Below are 18,130 nucleotides of genomic sequence, written 5' to 3' on the forward strand. Positions count from 1 at the left end.
TTACTACTTAACCTGCCCTCGCCTCAACCAACCTGTAATAGAGTAGCGACTCTCTCGCGCAAATGGAGTTACGTATGAAACCGAGTGCTTCTGAGGAACTTTGAATACATTAATAGCATTAAAAGTGGGCACCAAACCTTGAGTCACATTTTTTTTCCCCCCGTAAAAATTTAGTATCCCCCCCCAATCCGCATCCCAATCCGGGGTTAGATTTATTACATATGCTGCTACCCTATTTTTACCATGAACACCATCATCATGCACCTTAAGGAAATGCCCCCGATCAAAACAAGTTGCCTGTACATCAGCAAAGGATATACTTTGATCTCCAACAATTGAGCGCATTAAAGACAAGAATGGTCGACTATTCACCAGCTCAAAAATAGCCGAGAAACGCTTATCTTGACCATACCCACGACTGCAAAAATCAAATATAGGTATACTCTTGTAGAAGTATTGAAACCCCCCTTCTGCCTGAGACCACACAACATCATTTAAAGTAGTTTTTTGCTTACTACTCCAACCACAAAAATCCAAAAAACTAATGTCCGCATGAGACCCAAACTTATTAAAAGAAAGATTCCACTCCTCCTGCCCCCTCAAAAAGGAAAAAATATCCGCAGCTGATTGTGCCTGAAGAAAACTAGACACTTGCACAACCGACGCCTTTAAATATTCTTTGCGCAACTCTTCAACAGCAAAATCAGATGACATATAAAACATTAGGGGCCCAACAAATACTCTTTAATGGAACACAAATAACTAACTTTAGTAACCGATGCAAAAATGAGAGTATACAGATACAAACCATTCAAATGAAGTACCAAGCAGAACTCTAAAACAAACAACTAAAGAATTACCACTTAAAAATTAGGGGTAGCTTCATAATTCTCCAGAAAAATTTTGGAAGAGCGCCCAGGCTTCAATATTATTAGAAACCGAAAAGTCATATCAATAAGAATCTAATCCATTCCCAGAAAACCACAAAGAAACCGGACATTATGGCAAATAAAAAATCTCGCGAAAACTTGACATAGGCAAAGGAGAAAACTTTACAAAGCCCGCCTCAAACTCAGAAAAAGGTATTGAAACTGCATAAAATAATATTCTGCACTCTATAAAACTAACCACCCACTATAAATTTACAAATACTGCAGCAAACCCAAATAATCCGACCTCCCCTTAATTACGAGCCTACTCGAATCACCATACCAACAATAAGATCTTATTTTCTTTTGAAAGATCACAACGAAACTTAACCACGTTAGGATTCTTTATGTTATTAATTTTTTAGATACAAGTACAGGCCCCACTTCACAGCTTAAACCATCATCATTTATTCTTATTTAACACCATGCAAAAGAGTAACAATATTAACCCTTTCAATCATATTTATATTCCCAAACAAATGTAGTCGCTCGATAGCAACCATTTAAATGGCCAACCTTTCCGCACACTCCAAAATACTCTCATCTAGAAATCCACTCAGAAATTACACTTTTAGCTGGTAGCCGATGTATACTTCCACCTCGAAATCAGGTTAAGTGTGAATCTGGGACTGATACCATCACTACAGCTCCTGATAGACCTCAACCGGTCATGACCCTCATCGCTACCGATAGGTACGGCTCTTCATATGCCCCTGCTTTGCTTTGCTTTGATTCAATGGAAGTTAAAGCTCGATTTATCATTGCCAAGTATATCAACTATTTCCAGAATCTAACTTTCTACAGAAACTAAAACGATGAAATTTAATCAAAACCGCCATAAATATTTGATTAATCTTAAAAAGGGAAACCAGGGAGAACCAAACAACAAATTAGCAGGAATGCCATAAGCATGAAATATAAACTAAACAGTGGACTGGACCTCAATCACTGGAATAACGTGTTCAGCATTGACCTAAAGTGTCGAATCAAAAATCTATTAAACTATGAATCCGCATGCCTAATAAGAAGCGAGATTCAAGCTAATGCTAAATTTAGACAGGCTCACTTTTCAGGGAACCAATATTCTGAAATCTCAAAAGACGAGTTTGCCCAATTAGAAGCCAATCAGAGAGTTTCACTCATCAAAAGCGTTCATAATTTAGCAAGAAACGGAGTTGGGTTTTGGTACGGAAGACAAGGACTCAACCAAAACTCCCCCCCACATCTCGCCCAGATTTATAACCTGCTATCTAGTGAAGCGATGATGAGTAATGTTAGAGCAATCACCGGCATTCCTTCACTGGCTTACCTAAGCGCCCAATTAACAGCCTTTGCTCCAGGGGACTTTATTACAAGGCACAAAGATGATATTTCATCCGAGAAAAGGCGCATTGCATTTGTATATAACCTATCAGAAAACTGGCACCCTGATTGGGGTGGCTTACTTCAATTTTATAAGAACGATGGCACCCCTACTGACTGCTGGTCACCCTTATATAACAGCTTGTGCTTATTTGACGTCAAACACGTCCACTCCGTGACTTGTGTTGCCCCATTTGCACCAAAATTGAGAATAGCTATTAGCGGATGGTTTCACGATAGATAAAAAAATATTCAATTAGTTACAGTATAAATGGATCCAATTGCTATTACACAATAGATTGCTAGTGTACATAACTAATAAGATGAGAATTTGGGGCAGAAAACAACAAGAATAAACGATCAATTGGCACTGCAATCAAATGATTGCAGTGCCCTCTAGCCAGCCTCCACCTTCAAGAGCCGGCGCCGAAACATAAAAGCGCTAGGTTACATTCTCCCCTCAAGAGTAAAAAATTAATACATTAAGAAAGCTTCCTAATCAGCAACAAAATTCAAGCAAAACAAGAAAATATAGGATGAAAAAACTAAGTTGATTGGTATATCTCTATAAAAATCGTTTTCTTCACATCTCTTGAATCAGTACATAAGTCATCAAAATTGTCATAATAGTTCCATATTGAAGCCTTTTCATTTAAAGTCAGCTTTGACAGGTTATCTTGTAATTATCTTATAGCCATAAAAGCACCTTAAGTATAAAAAGGTTCCACTATGATCAAGACCAAACTGAGCGTTGCCATTGCAGCACTGGGCACCATCGCCAGCTCTGGCGTTTTCGCCCAGGAATCCATCCCCGGACCAGAGGTTGAGGAAGTAGTTGTTACTGGTTCCCGCATTGCTCGTGACCCACTCTCCACTACCGGCCCCATTACCCTGGTTGACTCTGAAGCTATCCAGCGTTCTGGTGTAGGCACCATTGATGAGCTGCTTAACCAGCTTCCCTCCATGGGTACTACCGGTATCAACGCCAACGACAACAACGGTGGTGGTGGTCTGTCATTTGTGGACCTGCGTAACCTGGGTTCTGCCCGCACCCTAGTGCTGGTTAATGGTCGCCGCTTTGTATCCTCCAGCTCCGGCGTAAGCTCCGCAGTGGATATGAACAATATCCCAGTTGATATGATCGACCGTATCGAAGTTCTGACCGATGGTGCTTCCGCCGTATACGGCTCTGACGCTGTAGCAGGTGTTATCAACGTCGTTTTGAAAGACTCTTTCGATGGTGTTCGTGTTAATGCCCGAGCAGGTGCCACTGAAGCTGGCGGCGGTGAGAATGGCGAGCTGTCTATCACTTTCGGTAAGGAATTCGACCGCGGTCAATTTATCGGTAATCTAACCCATAGCAAGCGTGATGAAATTACTTATAAAGACCGAGACTGGGCGGGATTAACCAGTTCTGTAGCTGCCACAGGCTCCTTGTTCACCAGCTATGGTGATGGGGCTTACACCATCAAGGAAGGCGGGACTGAGCTTGGAGATTACACTCCTTACGATATTGGCCAGTATATGTGGCTATCGGGTGCTATGGAGCGCACCAGCTTAACAGGGAGTGGCACCTTCTCACTTACCGACTCTATTGAGCTTTACGGTGAAGGCTCATATACCGTTAAGACCACTAACCAGCAAATGGCCGCTCAGCCATTATACACTGGTAATGGTTTAGCCTTAACCACAGACAATCTTCCTGCCGAAATTCAGTCACAGCTAGCAGAAGCTTGGGATGAAGCAGAGAACCAATATCAAATTGACTTGGCAGAGTACGAGGCGGCTAAAGCAAAGTGGGAAGAGCTGGGCAAGCCCGATGGACTAGAGCCTGAAAAACCGACAGCCTCTCATGGTGAGAACTGGGCTGATGGTGTCTCCACTATTCTTGTGCGACCCGTAGACACGGGGACCCGCGACTCAGAGCAGAAAACGGAAACTTACCGTTTTCTCGGTGGAGCTCGTGGTGACCTCGCCAATGGTTGGGGTTGGGATACCTTCTTAAGCTATGGCAAAAATGAAGGTGAAAACATCTTAGAAAACTCCATCAGTAAAACAAAACTGCAGGAGATTCTCGATGGAACCAGTGGTATTGATGAAGAGAATATTCAATTCTTCGGCGGTCTTAGTGATGAAGTAGCCAACTATATCGGCTACACCGACCGTGAAGATAATGAATATGAAATGATTAATTTCGGTGCCAGCCTGACTGGAGACATCGAAGCGATTCAGTTCCAAGGTGGTGCTTTAGGTTTTGCTACTGGTGTTGAATACCGTAAAGAGTCTGGCGAGTTTAATCCAAGCGTAGAAACCCAAAGTGGTGATACTTTTGCTAATAAGCAAGAAGCAACTTCCGGTGACTTCGCAGTTACTGAGGTATTTGCAGAGTTTAACCTACCTATTTTGTCTGGAGCTAAGTACGCAGATGAACTCTCGGTTGATGCTGCTCTACGTTACTCCGACTACGATACTTTTGGCGGCCAAGCAACATACAAAGTTGGCGTAGTTTACGCACCAACGGAGAACCTGCGTTTCCGTTCCAGTATGTCTACAGCGTTTCGCGCACCAGGAATCTATGAACTCTATAGCGGTACCGCCCAAAGTTATCCATCACTTATAGACCCTTGTGCCACAAACAAGGAGGCTAACCCCGATGGTCGAGGCAAAAACTGTACATCAGAGCAAGTTTCGGAAACTTTAGTGCAGGTAGGTAGCCAAATTCCTGTAAACATCGGCGGCAATGCTGATTTGCAGCCTGAAGAGTCAACCAGCTTTACCGCAGGTGTTGTATGGACCCCAGCATTTACTGAAGACTTGTCCATTACCTTGGATTACTTCAATATAAAAGTTGAGGATGCAATTACCTCTCCTGACCTTCAGCAAATCCTGGATGACTGCTACCGGATTGATGGTAAACAGGCCGCTTGTGACTTTATTACACGCCTGAATAATAATGAGATCATCGATATTAACGGCGCAAAGATGAACGTTGGTGAGATCAATACCAGTGGTATCGATATCGATGTGGTACAAAACTTCCACTATAACGCTGGAAAACTAGCACTGCGTGCTCAAGCTACACACCTGCTTGAATATGAAGAGCACAACTCCCAAACGGGTAGTACTAGTGACTACCTAGATGAAATCGGAACTACTAGTGGTGCTTATTCCAAATGGCGCGGCTTAGCCAGTGCAACTTGGTACGCTGATAACTGGGACTTTGGTGCTGATATTCAGTATATTGGTGATGGCCATAGTGAAAAATTGGATATGCCCTCTCACACCTACCTAAATCTTAAAGCAGGCTGGGATGTCAGTGAGGCTATGCGCTTGACCGCCGGCATCGATAACGTAACTGATCGCGATCCATCCTACACCGCGATCAATGGTGCCAACAGTTTTGATACTAATAGCACTTACGATTACCAAGGCCGCTATGCTTGGGCTGGTGTTACTTACCAGTTCTAAGTAGCGAATCTTGCAAGTCAATAAATAAGAAAGGGGCCAATCTGGCCCCTTTCTTTATTTAGCAATTTAGCATTGAATTTTAGTACGCCCTTGTACTTAACACTTAATTACAAGTAACAAAAACCCTCACTCACTCTGCATTATCAGATGCAATTTTCGCTGATAGGCGTTGACTGTTGAGGGACTAGTCACCAACGAGAAGGCCTCTTCAAAGCTCTCCCTTGATGCCGCCATTTCCCCAAGCTGATATCTGGCCAACCCGAGCAGAAAGTGGAAGCGATGATCACCCTCATAATGCGATACAGCTCTGCGCAAGCGGCGTTCGGCCCGCTTGAAGTCCCCCTGCTCATAGGCCTCCCGTGCCTGGTAGAAGAGATAATAGGGATTACGTCCCCGGTGGTAGCGGGCACGCTTGGCGTATTCATCGGCAAGTGCTTGCTGGCCGTTGTATCGGTAGAGACGCTCCAGATTGCTGATTGCAACGAGGTTGCTGCTTTTTAAATGTAAGGCTTGCTGGTAACTTTGCTGCGCCTCGGTTAGAAAACCGAAGTGGCTGTACATGGCTCCCAAGTTGGCCCATAAATCACTCCTCTGTGGACGCAGCTCCAGAGCCTTGCGCAGATATAAAAAGGCTTGCTCTCTCTCCCCTTCACGCATCAACTCAACTCCGCGATTACTGTAGTAGAGAGCAAAGGCCGTTGTGTCATCCAGGATATGCTGATCGTAAGCGGGGTCATAAGCGGCAAGGTTGAAATCGACTACACGGCGGCCGCGCGAGCTTTCCGATACCATATTCACGTGTCGGTAAACGATGAAGGTCTCAGCCTCATCGTGGCTCCAGACGGGAGGTACTTCTACCTGGTTGAAGGAGGCCTCAGCCCCTAATTCCCTGGCCATCGCCACCATCATCAGTGTGAAAGCTAAGCAGTTACCCCGTGCCAGCCGATAGGTTTCCATGGCTGTTAAGGTAGCGTTTTCATCATACTCTACAGTGAAGTCGCGCTGCTCAAAGGCCCGTATCAGGGCTGCCAAACGACTTTGCGGGCTGGCATTTGGAGCTAACTCTTTCAAATAAGCGCGTATATCTGAGTCTAACCCCAGAAGATCTTCTTGCGGCAACTCCTCCATGGAGACCGCTCTGCCCAGCAAAGCCTCACCGCTCAAGGCATTTTCCAAGTCAATTGACTGAATATGACCAGACGGTAGCCTCGCACATGCACTCAAGAACAGGAGCAGACTTAGCAGCAATAGGGTTTTCATTGTTATTTTCCCCTTAAAATTCCATGTTACGCAGGATTTACCACTTATCACGCTGCAATGGAAGCACCTGATTACCATTTCTCTAAATTGTTCCACAACGGTTCGCCTGTAATTTAGACAGCTGGTAAACTCTGTCGGCTGTACTGGAAGCTCTGGAAGCAGCCCAATCAATCCCGCCCCTTATTCCGGGAGAGTGGCTAGCGGAGGTTCCCCAATAACTATTACAGACAGAGGAACTTCTATGTCTTCTAATGTCGCGGACGTCACAACGGCGGCCTCTCCGAGCTCGGGCGAATTGCTCGGCCACCCGAAAGGGCTCTATATCTGTTTTGCTACAGAGCTGTGGGAGCGATTCTCCTTCTATGGGATGAAAGCACTTCTGCTACTTTATCTAACAAAATACCACCTATTTTCAGATAGTGCTGGTTTGGACATCTTGGGCGCCTATGCCGGCCTGGTATACGCGCTGCCACTGATTGGAGGTCTGCTGGCCGACCGCTATCTGGGGATGCGTAAGGCTGTACTCATCGGAGGAGTCTTTCTCTGTCTTGGGCACCTGCTAATGGCAGTAGAAGGCCATCAGGCTATCTCCTATGCCGCAGGTACAGTTCTTTCCGAAGCCATTACTTTGAATGATGGTAGCGTGATTGCGGCAGGTACTACCCTGACTGAAAAGGTCATTATTCAGGATGTGGTGGCCCTTAAAGTCTTCTTTATGGCCCTGGCACTGATCACCGTGGGAGTCGGCTTCTTAAAGCCAAATATTTCCACCATTGTCGGCCAACTCTATCCGAAAAATGACTCCCGCCGCGATGCCGGTTTTACCATCTTCTATATGGGTATCAATATCGGCTCTCTAGCTGCAACTATACTCTGTGGATGGCTGGGTGAAACTTACGGTTGGGGCTATGGTTTCGGCCTCGCCGGTATCGGTATGTTATTTGGTCTGATCACCTTTATTTGGGGACAAAAATATCTAAATGGCCTAGCGGAACCGAGCCGACCGGAAGTTCTGAAAGAAAAGGCTTGGGGCATAATCAATAAAGAGTGGGCCATTTACTTAGGTGCAACCATTTCCCTTGGCTTAGTATGGTACCTAGTGCAAAGTGAACCTGTGGTCCATATTGCCCAAAATAGCTTACTAATCGTTGCCATTGTTGGACTGATCCTATTCTCCATGCTTCACAAAGACAACAAGGGCAAAGATGTTGTCGCTATCGGTATGGCCGCTCTGTCTGCCGGCCTAGGATTGATTTGGGCATTCAGCGGCGTGGACCTATGGCTAGGTGGCATGTTGCTAACACTGGTAGCCTTCATTGGTTACGGTTTTGTCCGCCACTACAGTGAAGAGTTCTCCCGCACCGTGGTACTGATGGTACTTATCACGTCCACAATTGTTTTCTGGGCACTATTCGAGCAAGCATATGGCTCTATGACTCTCTTTGCTGATCGTGCGGTAGACCGATCAATAGCAGGGTTTGAAATCAATGCTTCTCAATTCTCCTCGCTGAATCCAGCCTTTATTATTCTTCTGGCAATTCCCTTCGCAGCTGTATGGGTATGGCTGGGCAAGCGCGGATGGGAGCCGAGCACTCCGGTAAAATTCGGTTTAGGTATAATTCAGGCAGGCTTGGGCTTTGGCGCCCTCGTACTCGGAGCAACCTTCCCTACTGAGAGCGGAAAAGTAGCGATGATCTGGTTGGTGCTCGCCTACCTTCTGCACACGATGGGAGAACTATGCCTATCACCAGTTGGCCTATCTGCTGTTACCAAGCTATCCATTGGTAAGGTGGTCAGTGTAAGTATGGGCACTTGGTTCCTGGCTACAGCCCTATCTGAAACAGTAGCCACTCGTATTGGTAAAATTGCTGCTATGGATTCAGGTGCCAGTGCCGATACTGCCGCTGCAGTAGCAACTTACACTGCACTCTTTGAGTATCTAATGTGGTGGGGCCTGGGTGTCGGTGTACTGATGATTGTTATCTCACCGTTATTGAAAAAAGGTATGTGTGGTATCCGCTAAGGGAAACCATCATCACAGCAAAAAGCCGCTGTTTTTACAGTGGCTTTTTTATTTCTGATATCCCACCCCTCAAACACCAATAAATGAAGAAGTCCTCTTCGTCACCTATCGAGCACTAATAAGTTAGAAAGTAGCTCTAGCTCAGCCCCACTAACAGATTGAAATTTTGCCAAATAAATCGAATCCCGATTATGCAGAGCAATAAGGCAAAGCAGAGTTTCAATCGCTTGGAAGATATTTTATGCGCCAGGTTAGCCCCAAGCTTGGCAAAGAGCACGCTGGTAAGAACAATCCCTAGAAAAGCCGGCCAGTAAATATAACCACTGCTCCAGCTCGGCAATAACTTATTACCCCACCCCTGTACAACAAAGCTCAGTGAGCCAGAGATAGCAATAGGCAAACCAAAAGCCGCAGAGGTGCCCACTGCACGCTGCATTTTGACTGCAAAGTACGACAGGTAGGGGACAACCAGTGCCCCTCCGCCAATACCAAAGATGGCCGCGAGCCAGCCGATTACCCCCCCCGAACAGATCAAGGGGAGTGATCCAGGTAAGTGAGTATCACTCTCCTTCTGAGAAGCTGTGCGCAAGCCACTCATGCCCATACGCACGGCCATAATTATGGCGAAGACACCAATCAAGAGTTGCAGCCAGGCTCCAGGTAAAAGATCCGCAGTCACGCCACCCAGCCAAGATCCCACCAGTATCCCAGGGGTCATAACCCAAAATAGATGCCAATCCACACCGCCCTTGGCGTTGTGAGCCCATACCGAGCTTATTGAAGTAACGACAATAGTTGCTAGAGAAGTACCCACAGCCATATGGGTCAACACTTCGGGAGAAATACCCGTCGCGGAAAAGATCAGTACCAGAGCAGGAACAATAATCAGCCCCCCACCAATCCCCAAGAGGCCTGCCGCGGTACCTGCAACAGCACCGAGTAACAAATAAATAAGCAACATTTCCATGTTGCTTCAGTTTAGCCACCCCTGTGGGACTAGGATGGGTTGTGGGCAACAGAGAAGGTACAAAGCACTCACCCCCTAACTGCGCTTTGCCAAAAAGCTCAGATCAATATGACCTGAGCAACCTTACTTCACAGAGCCAGTAAGCCGCTATTCAGCCAAATGAAACGTCCACCGATAACGCAGAGCAACACTGCAAATCCATGTTTCAACCACTTTGCCGGTAGGCGGTGGGCCAGATTAGCGCCGAAGCGAGCGAAGATCGTACTGGTCGCAACAATCCCCAAAAAGGCAGGCCAGTAGATAAATCCACTGCTCCAGCCTGGCAGTAGAGTGTTGCCCCAACCCTGCACCGCAAAGCTGAGAGCTCCCGCAATGGCGATGGGCAAACCGCAAGCTGCGGATGTAGCAACGGCTCTCTGCATCCGCACCTTGCAACGGGACAGAAATGGCACTGTGAGCGAACCACCACCAATGCCAAAGATTGCCGAAACCCAACCAATCACTGCACCTGCGCCAGCTAATATGGGGGCTGCCGGTAAAATACCGGCTCCCTCTTCCGCCCCACTGTGCCGCAAGCCACTCAGCCACATGCGAATGGCAATAACGATGGCAAAGACACCGATTAACAGCTGTAACCAGGCCCCAGACAACCAATCTGCTGTCATTCCGCCAAGCCAGGAGCCAATAAGAATCCCCGGAGTCATCATTCCAAACAAGCGCCAGTCCACCGCACCTTTTTTATTATGTGCGCGCACTGAGCTGATAGAAGTAATGATGATGGTTGCGAGAGATGTCCCCACCGCCATATGAGTAAGGATATCCGGGGAGATACCCATGGCAGTAAAAACCAGCACTAGGGCCGGCACGATAATTAAACCACCGCCCACCCCAAAGAGGCCGGCAATAGTCCCTGCCGCAGCCCCCACTAACAAGTAAATAAGTAAGGTTTCCATCCAGTCTCTATCCTTTAAACAACCGCTAGCACTGACCGCAGCGCCCTTGGGCCTGTGAGTTATCACTATTTTTTGCGAGGAAATTTAGGTGGCACCCGAGTGCCGATTACTCTCGGGCCTCAACGGTGAGCCAGTCAAACCCTTCCTGCTGACAGGCAAAAATGCAGTTCTCGACACTCTCCACCATTTCTGCCAGAGCCGAACGAGCAAGTTCGAGAGTATTGTTTTTTTCGCTGATATGGGCGACCACCAGATGCTGCAGCTGTTCATAACCCACACGCTGTAAAAATCCCGCAGCCTGCTGGTTACTCAGGTGCCCATAGGCACCACCTACACGCCGTTTCAGAGAGGGGGGGTAGGGCCCCTGGGCCAGCATCTGTGGATCGTGGTTGGCTTCCAGAACCAGTGCATCGCAACCTGCAAAATGGGATTCCACATGGGGCGTTACTGTGCCCAGGTCGGTCAATAAGCCCAAACTACTCCCTCGGCTGCGGAATACATACTGTGCAGCTTCTCTGGCATCGTGCGGCACGGCGACAGGTGTCACCTGAATATCCCCAATAAGGAAAGGCTCATGCCCTTCGATCAAATGCACCTGTGGCAACTTGCCGATATCACGGGCGCGAAGAGTCCCAGGAGTCAGGTAAATCGGCAGGCCATACTTGCGCGCAAGCGGAGCGACACCGGAGAGATGGTCGCTGTGCTCGTGGGTTACCAGTATCGCAGCGAGGTCAGCCGGAGACATACCGAGCCGAGACATACGTCGCTCGGTTTCCTTGATGGTAAAGCCGCAGTCCACTAACAGACATTGGTCGCCACTGGCGACCAATGTACCGTTTCCTTTACTGCCGCTTCCCAGTGAGGCGAAGCGCAGACCCATTATTAAATCAGGTTCTGCTGAATAGAGAGCAGTAGCTGGGAGGCCTTGTTGCGCGAGAGAGGCTGACCGCGGGTATCGCGGATACGCACTTCGATCTCATCGTCACCACCCCGAATCACAATTAAGTAGCCGGGGAAGCCGCCCTCAGGAATTGAGCCGACACCCAAGCCTTTGATTTCCTTGAACAGCGCAGGCTCACTACCCTCAGAGGTATCGATACCGGCAAGGATCTGCTGCAGGGTTATCTGGTCAGCATTTTCGGCCAGCTCATCGTCCTGCTTGGACTTCTTACCCCAGGAGAACCAGCCACCATCATCCTCTTCACTCTCCGCCAACTCGCGCTCTTCATCGTAGGTAACGTAGAAAAGACCGATATCGGAATCCTCGCGATGCAGACGATAAGCGCCGGCATTCACAGCGTGGGCAACGGTAGCCCAAGCACGTTCCATCTCGAGCCCCATGGAAATATAGGGTTCGTGGCCTACGGGTTCACGCAGCTGCACCTTTACAGAGCTACCACCTATGGCCTGGGCCACCAGAGAGGCTGAAGCACCGGAGGCATCTGTGGCCAGGGCAGTGGACATCTCATCGATCATCCAGCCCTCGCGCTCCGGGCTGCTTGAGAGTTGCGGCCAGTTGACCGTTCCCCCCACAGGAGCATCCACCGCAACAGATAAGTGGCGCACGTGGACCTCGGTGGTGTCCGGCTGAACACCAGTCTCTATCTGCAGGCGATATTTATCCTTGGTATCGGGGCTCTCATTAAATGTCATCCAAGCGGTTTCCATAATACCGGCACTGGCATCAGACATCTCCACGGTCAGCCCGGAAGTGCGCAGGAAATAGTGCAGCTGGGGCCAAACCTCTTCCGGGGGTTGGGAAATCAATACCCAGCGGCTGTTGCCCAGCTTCTGAATTTTTACTCGCTCCAGCCCCGCATTGACCGATAGTGCCTGTGGACGCGGCACTTCAAAGTCCCCATCCTCTAAGCCATTTCCGGCGATCTGTGGAATCTCGTAGAGTTCTTCCTGGTGTTTGGCGTTGATACCCTCTGGAATCTGCAGCGGCGCCAGGCTGTCCGCCTGCTGGTAATCGTTACTGCGATCGCGAAAATAGCCATCGTTGCCGAACACACCACAACCCGCCAGGCTGAGACTAGAAATACAAAGCGCGACTCCAACGGTCAATTTGTTCATTAAAGCTTTCCTGGTTAATTCACGATTCGCAGGTTTATAGTACGCCGGCACTGCGCAGAGCCTCGCGCACTGTAGCATGATGCTCGGGCGACAGACTGGTCAGCGGCAGGCGGATGCCACCATCAATACGGCCCATCTCCCGCAAAGCCCACTTCACCGGTATCGGGTTGGACTCCAAAAACAAAACTTTGTGCAATATTTGAATACGCTGGTCTATTGCCCGTGCAGTCACGGCGTCTCCAGCCAGTGCGGCCTCACACATCTGAGCCACTGCCGCTGGGGCCACATTGGCAGTGACACTGATATTACCTTGGCCGCCCATCAACATCAGTTCCATGGCAGTACTATCATCACCGGAGTAGAGTGCAAAGCCCTCTGGCAAGGTATCCAATAAAACTTTAGCGCGCTCCAGGTCACCGGTGGCCTCTTTAATCCCAACGATATTACCAATTGATGCCAGGCGCTGAACTGTCTCTGGCAACATATCGACGGCAGTGCGACCAGGCACGTTGTATAGAATCTGAGGAATCGGCACAGCCTTGGCGATAGCGCGGTGATGTTGATATAAACCTTCTTGGCTCGGCTTGTTGTAATAGGGCGTCACCAACAGACAGGCATCGGCACCACAGCGGGCGGCACCTTCAGTTAGATCGATCGCCTCTGCGGTAGAGTTGGCGCCAGTACCGGCAATTACCGGAATACGCCCCGCGACCTGATCCACAACCCGACGGATAATCTCAACATGCTCATTAACGTCGAGGGTTGCGGACTCTCCTGTGGTACCCACGGCCACCAGTGCACGTGTACCCTGTTCAATATGCCAGTCAACTAGGTTACGTAAACTGTCCCAGTCCAAGCTTCCGTCTGCAAACATTGGGGTGACCAGGGCCACCATACTGCCGGTAAACATCCTCTCTCCTTATTTATTGCGCTCGGCCTGGAATAGCACCGCCAAAGTCGAACTGGTATGTTACTTAGGGCGCAGAATCTATGCCAGTGCCACTAGCTCGCTACCTTCCTGCGCTTCTTTTTCTTCTTGCGCACACCTTCATAGACATTGGTTGCGCCCTCTGGACGGGTCTTAAAGCGGCGGTGAACCCACATATACTGCTCGGGCACCTCGCGGATACGCGCTTCGATGAAGCGGTTGACCAGAATCGCGTCCTGTAGTTCATCACCGGAAGGAATTTCATCGATGGGATCGTACACTTTGAGGCGATAACCGGAATTGTCATCCAGGCGGGTAAGCACGTAAGGCACAACCCTAGCGCGCCCCACACGGGCAAATCGCGAAGTCCCTGTGACGGTCGCTGCAGGCACACCAAACAAAGGCGCAAAAACACCCTGCTTAATCCCATAATCCTGATCCGGAGCATACCAGACCGCCCGACCATGTTGCAGGGCGCGCAATACTCCACGCACATCCTTACGCTGATAAACGCTGCCACCGCCAGTATGTCGCTCGCGTCCTTTGCGTTGCATATAGTCGTAAACCGGATTTTTATGGGGCCGGTACATGCCATCCAGGGTAATACTCATACCCATCAGGGCCGCCCCCATCTCCAGAGTGGTGAAGTGCATGGCCATCAACAACACACCCTGCCCCTGAGACTGAATTTCCTGTAACTGCTCAAGGCCCTCGAAAGTACATCGCTTTCGCAACCAGCGCGCTGAGCGAAACCAGGCCATACCGGTTTCCATTAACGCGATGCCACTGGATTCAAAATTGCGGATAAGTAAGTTTTCCCGCTCGGTATCACCGAGCTCGGGAAAACACAGGGCCAGGTTGCGCTCGGCTATGGTACGGCGGCTCTTGGCCATTCTGAGCATTGCTCGGCCAAAACTGCGTCCCATTGCCAGCTGCCAGCGATAGGGCAGTTGAGCCACCAGGAACCAGAGACCGAACAACAACCAGGTCGGCCAGTATCGGGGGTGCAGCAGGGCCGCTCGAAAACGAGGTTTTTCCATCGGGTATCGCTACGCGGCCGGGGAGTTCCCCCGGCTTAATCGGTTGAATTCGGCGTAGTATAACCTATGGGATACGGCGCAGGGGTGGACAACTGGCCAGTGACACGGCGGATTAATGACGCAGCAGTGAGTCCAGCTCATCGACTGCGACGCACCAGTCAGAATCTTCTTCTATGGCACTCTCGAGAAATTGTCGCTGCCCCTCGGTCCAGAAAGATGCTGCGGACAGTTTCTCATGCCGATGCAGGTAATGAGTGATCAGAAACTCGTGAATTTCCGCATCCTCTGAAGCCAGCCCGAGCTGGGCGAACAAATCATTGAGAGTGTGATGCCCGGTGGTCTCCATAAAAGCTCCCTAAAGTTTTCCCTTACCGGTTACGCAATTTTCTCTCCCAATTATAGATATCTCCACCCGCGCACTAAGGTGCCGGGTTAGGGTTTTCGCTGTGGATTGCCTCAATTGCGGCCAGCACTTCCTCATCGAGCTTTAAATCAAGGCTGGCAATATTTTGACGCAACTGCTCCATGGTTGTGGCGCCGATAATATTAGAGGTCACAAACGGCTGCTGATTGACGAAGGCCAGGGCCATCTGCGCAGGGTTTAGATCAAATTGACGCGCCAATTTCACATAGGCCTCGGTAGCTGCACCAGTGCGCCCCCCCGTATAGCGCTGGAAACGATCATATAGTGTCAAGCGTGCGCCGACGGGCTTTTCCCCTCCCAGATACTTCCCGGAGAGGACCCCAAAGGCCAGTGGCGAGTAAGCCAATAATCCACATCGCTCGCGCAGGGATATCTCGGCACAACCAATCTCAAAAGTGCGATTCAATAAGTTGTAGGGATTTTGGATCGAGGCGATGCGCGGCTTACCTAAAATCACAGACTCCTTAAGATACTCATGCATCCCCCAAGGGGTCTCATTGGAAATGCCAATGTGGCGCACCTTACCCACCTTGACCAGCTCCTCCAAGGCATCGAGAGTCTCGGCAATAGCGATGCCATCATCCCCTCCGTGCTGATAGCCGAGACGGCCGAAAAAATTAGTCAGGCGCTCGGGCCAATGCACCTGATATAGGTCGATATAATCGGTAGCCAGCCGTTTGAGGGAGTGGTCACAGGCCTCCAGTATCTGCGCACGATTCAGCCGCGGGCCCGAGCGCAGATGCCCAACGCCGGAGTTTGCCTCCCCACGACCAGCTACCTTGGTGGCGATAATCACCTTGTCACGCCCACCGCGGGCCGAGAGCCACCTGCCGATATACTCTTCCGTCCGTCCCTGGGTCTCTGGCCGAGGTGGCACCGGGTACATTTCGGCGCAATCAATAAAATTCACCCCTTGCTCGAGGGCATAATTCAGCTGTTCGGCGGCATCATCGGCGCTATTTTGCTCGCCAAAAGTCATGGTGCCCAGGCAGATCTGGCTCACTTTGAGATTGCTGGTACCGAGCTGGCGGTATTCCATGAAGTCCTCCCCGCAAAAACAAAAAGGGAATTATGCCCCCTTGCCGCAGGTAGAAAACAGGGAGGTGAAGAAGTAATTAGGGAATGAGAGAAAATGCCATGCAAACCTTAACGGTGAGGCAAAATAAAAGGGAGTAGCGACACAACTCCCCGTGGATAGGGGCTCTAACTTGAGCCCCGCAAAAATCAACGGAACTCCGCCTCTACCAATGGGCTGGTATCCGCCTCATAGTCAACACTCTCAGTGCCAAAACCAAACAGCTTGAGAAAATCCGCCTGATAGCCGCTGTAATCAGTCAACTCAAACAAATTTTCCGCCGTTACCTGAGGCCACAGGTTTTCAATCTTAGCCTGGGTCTCTGGGCGCAGCTCTTTATCGTCCATACGCAGGCGGTTCTCTTCATCGAGGCGCGGCGTATCGGTATAGAGCCCTTCGGTGTAAAGACGATACAACTGCTCAATACAACCCTCGTGAGTACCCTCTTCTTTCATCACCTTGTAGACCAGGGAGATATAGAGCGGCATTACCGGGATCGCGGAGCTGGACTGGGTAACCAGAGCCTTGAGCACCGCAACATTAGCGTTTGCCTTACCGCTCTCGGTAATCGCCTTGGCGGCGCGATCCAGGTCTTCCTTGGCCTTGCCGATGGTGGCGTGGCCATAAATCGGCCAGGTGAGCTTTTCACCGATATAGGTGTAAGCCACCGTCTTGCAGTTATCGGCCAGAACCCCAGCTTCGCCCAGGGCCTGCATCCATAGCTCCCAGTCTTCACCGCCCATCACCTTCACGGTGTTGGCAATCTCTTCCTCGCTGGCGGGGTCGACAGTGATATCAGAAATTTCCAGTTTGTCAGTATTCAGGTTTTTGGCGGTATAGGATTCACCGATGGGCTTTAATACGGAGCTGTAGAGTTCACCGGTCTTGGGATCTGTACGGCGGGGCGAGGCGAGACTGTAGACCACAAGGTCTACTTGCCCCAAGTCCTCTTTAATCATTTCAACAGCCTGGGCTTTTACCGTGTCGGAAAAGGCATCGCCATTGATACTCTTAGCATAAAGGCCGGCCTTATGCGCCTCGGCCTCAAAAGCTGCGGAGTTATAGTAACCAGCAGAGGCTGTGCGCTTCTCCGTGGGCGGTTTTTCGAAAAACACCCCCAGAGTATCGGCGCCACTGCCAAAGGCGGCAGTTATCCGCGAGGCCAATCCGTAACCGGTGGAAGCACCCACGACCAGGACACGCTTTGGACCATTTTCGATCGCTGGCTGCGACTTGATGTAGTCAATCTGCTCACGCACGTTGGCAGCACAGCCCTGCGGGTGGGCATTGGTACAAATGAATCCGCGAACTTTCGGCTGGATAATCATCCTAACAGTCTCTCCCTATGCACTTGGGGAATCGTGGTTATGTGATCACAGATACGCGGAACACGCATCGGGGAAAACGGTGCTGCAAACCCTGCGCATCGACGCCTGAGTCACACTGATACGTCATTCTAATGGTTGTGGCCTAGGAGTCCCATAGCCCCTTTTCCCTTAAAACAGTCTCACTGTCCAGAACCTCCCCAATAGCGGCCAAAGTGGCCAAACACCCCTAAAGTGACTTTTTGCACTATTTTTGCGCATCAGGATTAATTTCACGTCGGATATATGGCTTAAATCTCT

Annotated in this window: 14 protein-coding genes; 3 read left to right on the forward strand and 11 right to left on the reverse strand. The window is 49.7% G+C overall.

Annotation, left to right across the window (positions count from 1 at the left end; translation table 11 throughout):
* Positions 1-3 precede the first annotated feature (3 nt).
* Positions 4-723, reverse strand: a complete 720-nt coding sequence (locus ACJJIV_RS07105; RefSeq protein WP_444891261.1) for a 2OG-Fe(II) oxygenase — start codon at positions 721-723, stop codon at positions 4-6.
* Positions 724-1,839: 1,116 nt separating this feature from the next.
* Here ACJJIV_RS07105 and ACJJIV_RS07110 point away from each other — a divergent pair.
* Together ACJJIV_RS07110 and ACJJIV_RS07115 are read left to right on the forward strand one after the other, a co-directional pair.
* Positions 1,840-2,535: a 2OG-Fe(II) oxygenase family protein gene (locus ACJJIV_RS07110; RefSeq protein ID WP_444891262.1), complete on the forward strand. Its 696-nt coding sequence runs from the start codon at positions 1,840-1,842 to the stop codon at positions 2,533-2,535.
* Between the two features lie 485 nt (positions 2,536-3,020).
* Positions 3,021-5,759 carry a TonB-dependent receptor plug domain-containing protein gene (locus tag ACJJIV_RS07115; protein ID WP_444891263.1) on the forward strand — a complete coding sequence of 913 codons (2,739 nt, stop codon included), beginning with the start codon at positions 3,021-3,023 and terminating at the stop codon, positions 5,757-5,759.
* A gap of 126 nt (positions 5,760-5,885) precedes the next feature.
* Here ACJJIV_RS07115 and ACJJIV_RS07120 read toward each other — a convergent pair whose 3' ends face one another.
* A complete protein-coding gene (locus ACJJIV_RS07120) occupies positions 5,886-7,019 on the reverse strand; it encodes a tetratricopeptide repeat protein (protein ID WP_444891264.1) in 1,134 nt (377 codons plus the stop codon).
* A gap of 241 nt (positions 7,020-7,260) precedes the next feature.
* Between ACJJIV_RS07120 and ACJJIV_RS07125 the strand changes: the two genes are divergently transcribed.
* A complete protein-coding gene (locus ACJJIV_RS07125) occupies positions 7,261-9,042 on the forward strand; it encodes a peptide MFS transporter (RefSeq protein WP_444891265.1) in 1,782 nt (593 codons plus the stop codon).
* A 136-nt stretch (positions 9,043-9,178) separates the two neighbouring features.
* Here ACJJIV_RS07125 and ACJJIV_RS07130 read toward each other — a convergent pair whose 3' ends face one another.
* The 9 genes from ACJJIV_RS07130 to fabV form a co-directional block, all read right to left on the reverse strand.
* Positions 9,179-10,003 carry a sulfite exporter TauE/SafE family protein gene (locus ACJJIV_RS07130; protein WP_444891266.1) on the reverse strand — a complete coding sequence of 275 codons (825 nt, stop codon included), beginning with the start codon at positions 10,001-10,003 and terminating at the stop codon, positions 9,179-9,181.
* Between the two features lie 134 nt (positions 10,004-10,137).
* Positions 10,138-10,962: a sulfite exporter TauE/SafE family protein gene (locus tag ACJJIV_RS07135; protein ID WP_252084670.1), complete on the reverse strand. Its 825-nt coding sequence runs from the start codon at positions 10,960-10,962 to the stop codon at positions 10,138-10,140.
* Positions 10,963-11,068: 106 nt separating this feature from the next.
* On the reverse strand, positions 11,069-11,842 hold the full coding sequence (locus ACJJIV_RS07140; RefSeq protein WP_444891267.1) for an MBL fold metallo-hydrolase: 774 nt from the start codon (positions 11,840-11,842) through the stop codon (positions 11,069-11,071).
* A gap of 2 nt (positions 11,843-11,844) precedes the next feature.
* Positions 11,845-13,038, reverse strand: coding sequence for an NlpB/DapX family lipoprotein (locus ACJJIV_RS07145; RefSeq protein ID WP_252084668.1), 1,194 nt, complete (start codon positions 13,036-13,038; stop codon positions 11,845-11,847).
* Between the two features lie 34 nt (positions 13,039-13,072).
* Positions 13,073-13,948 carry a 4-hydroxy-tetrahydrodipicolinate synthase gene (dapA, locus tag ACJJIV_RS07150; protein ID WP_252084667.1) on the reverse strand — a complete coding sequence of 292 codons (876 nt, stop codon included), beginning with the start codon at positions 13,946-13,948 and terminating at the stop codon, positions 13,073-13,075.
* A gap of 92 nt (positions 13,949-14,040) precedes the next feature.
* Entirely contained in the window at positions 14,041-15,006 is a 966-nt protein-coding gene (gene lpxL / locus ACJJIV_RS07155; protein ID WP_444891268.1) for an LpxL/LpxP family Kdo(2)-lipid IV(A) lauroyl/palmitoleoyl acyltransferase, read from the reverse strand.
* Between the two features lie 112 nt (positions 15,007-15,118).
* Positions 15,119-15,352 (reverse strand): DUF2789 family protein, encoded by a 234-nt coding sequence (locus tag ACJJIV_RS07160; RefSeq protein ID WP_252084665.1) that lies wholly within the window; start codon positions 15,350-15,352, stop codon positions 15,119-15,121.
* Between the two features lie 73 nt (positions 15,353-15,425).
* The gene (locus tag ACJJIV_RS07165; protein WP_444891269.1) at positions 15,426-16,469 is read right to left on the reverse strand and encodes an NADP(H)-dependent aldo-keto reductase; all 1,044 of its coding nucleotides are present in this window, start codon (positions 16,467-16,469) and stop codon (positions 15,426-15,428) included.
* 185 nt (positions 16,470-16,654) lie between these two features.
* A complete protein-coding gene (gene fabV / locus ACJJIV_RS07170; protein WP_252084663.1) occupies positions 16,655-17,833 on the reverse strand; it encodes an enoyl-ACP reductase FabV in 1,179 nt (392 codons plus the stop codon).
* Positions 17,834-18,130 lie beyond the last annotated feature (297 nt).

The sequence above is a fragment of the Microbulbifer mixtoriginis (SeqCode) genome (assembly GCF_052466765.1).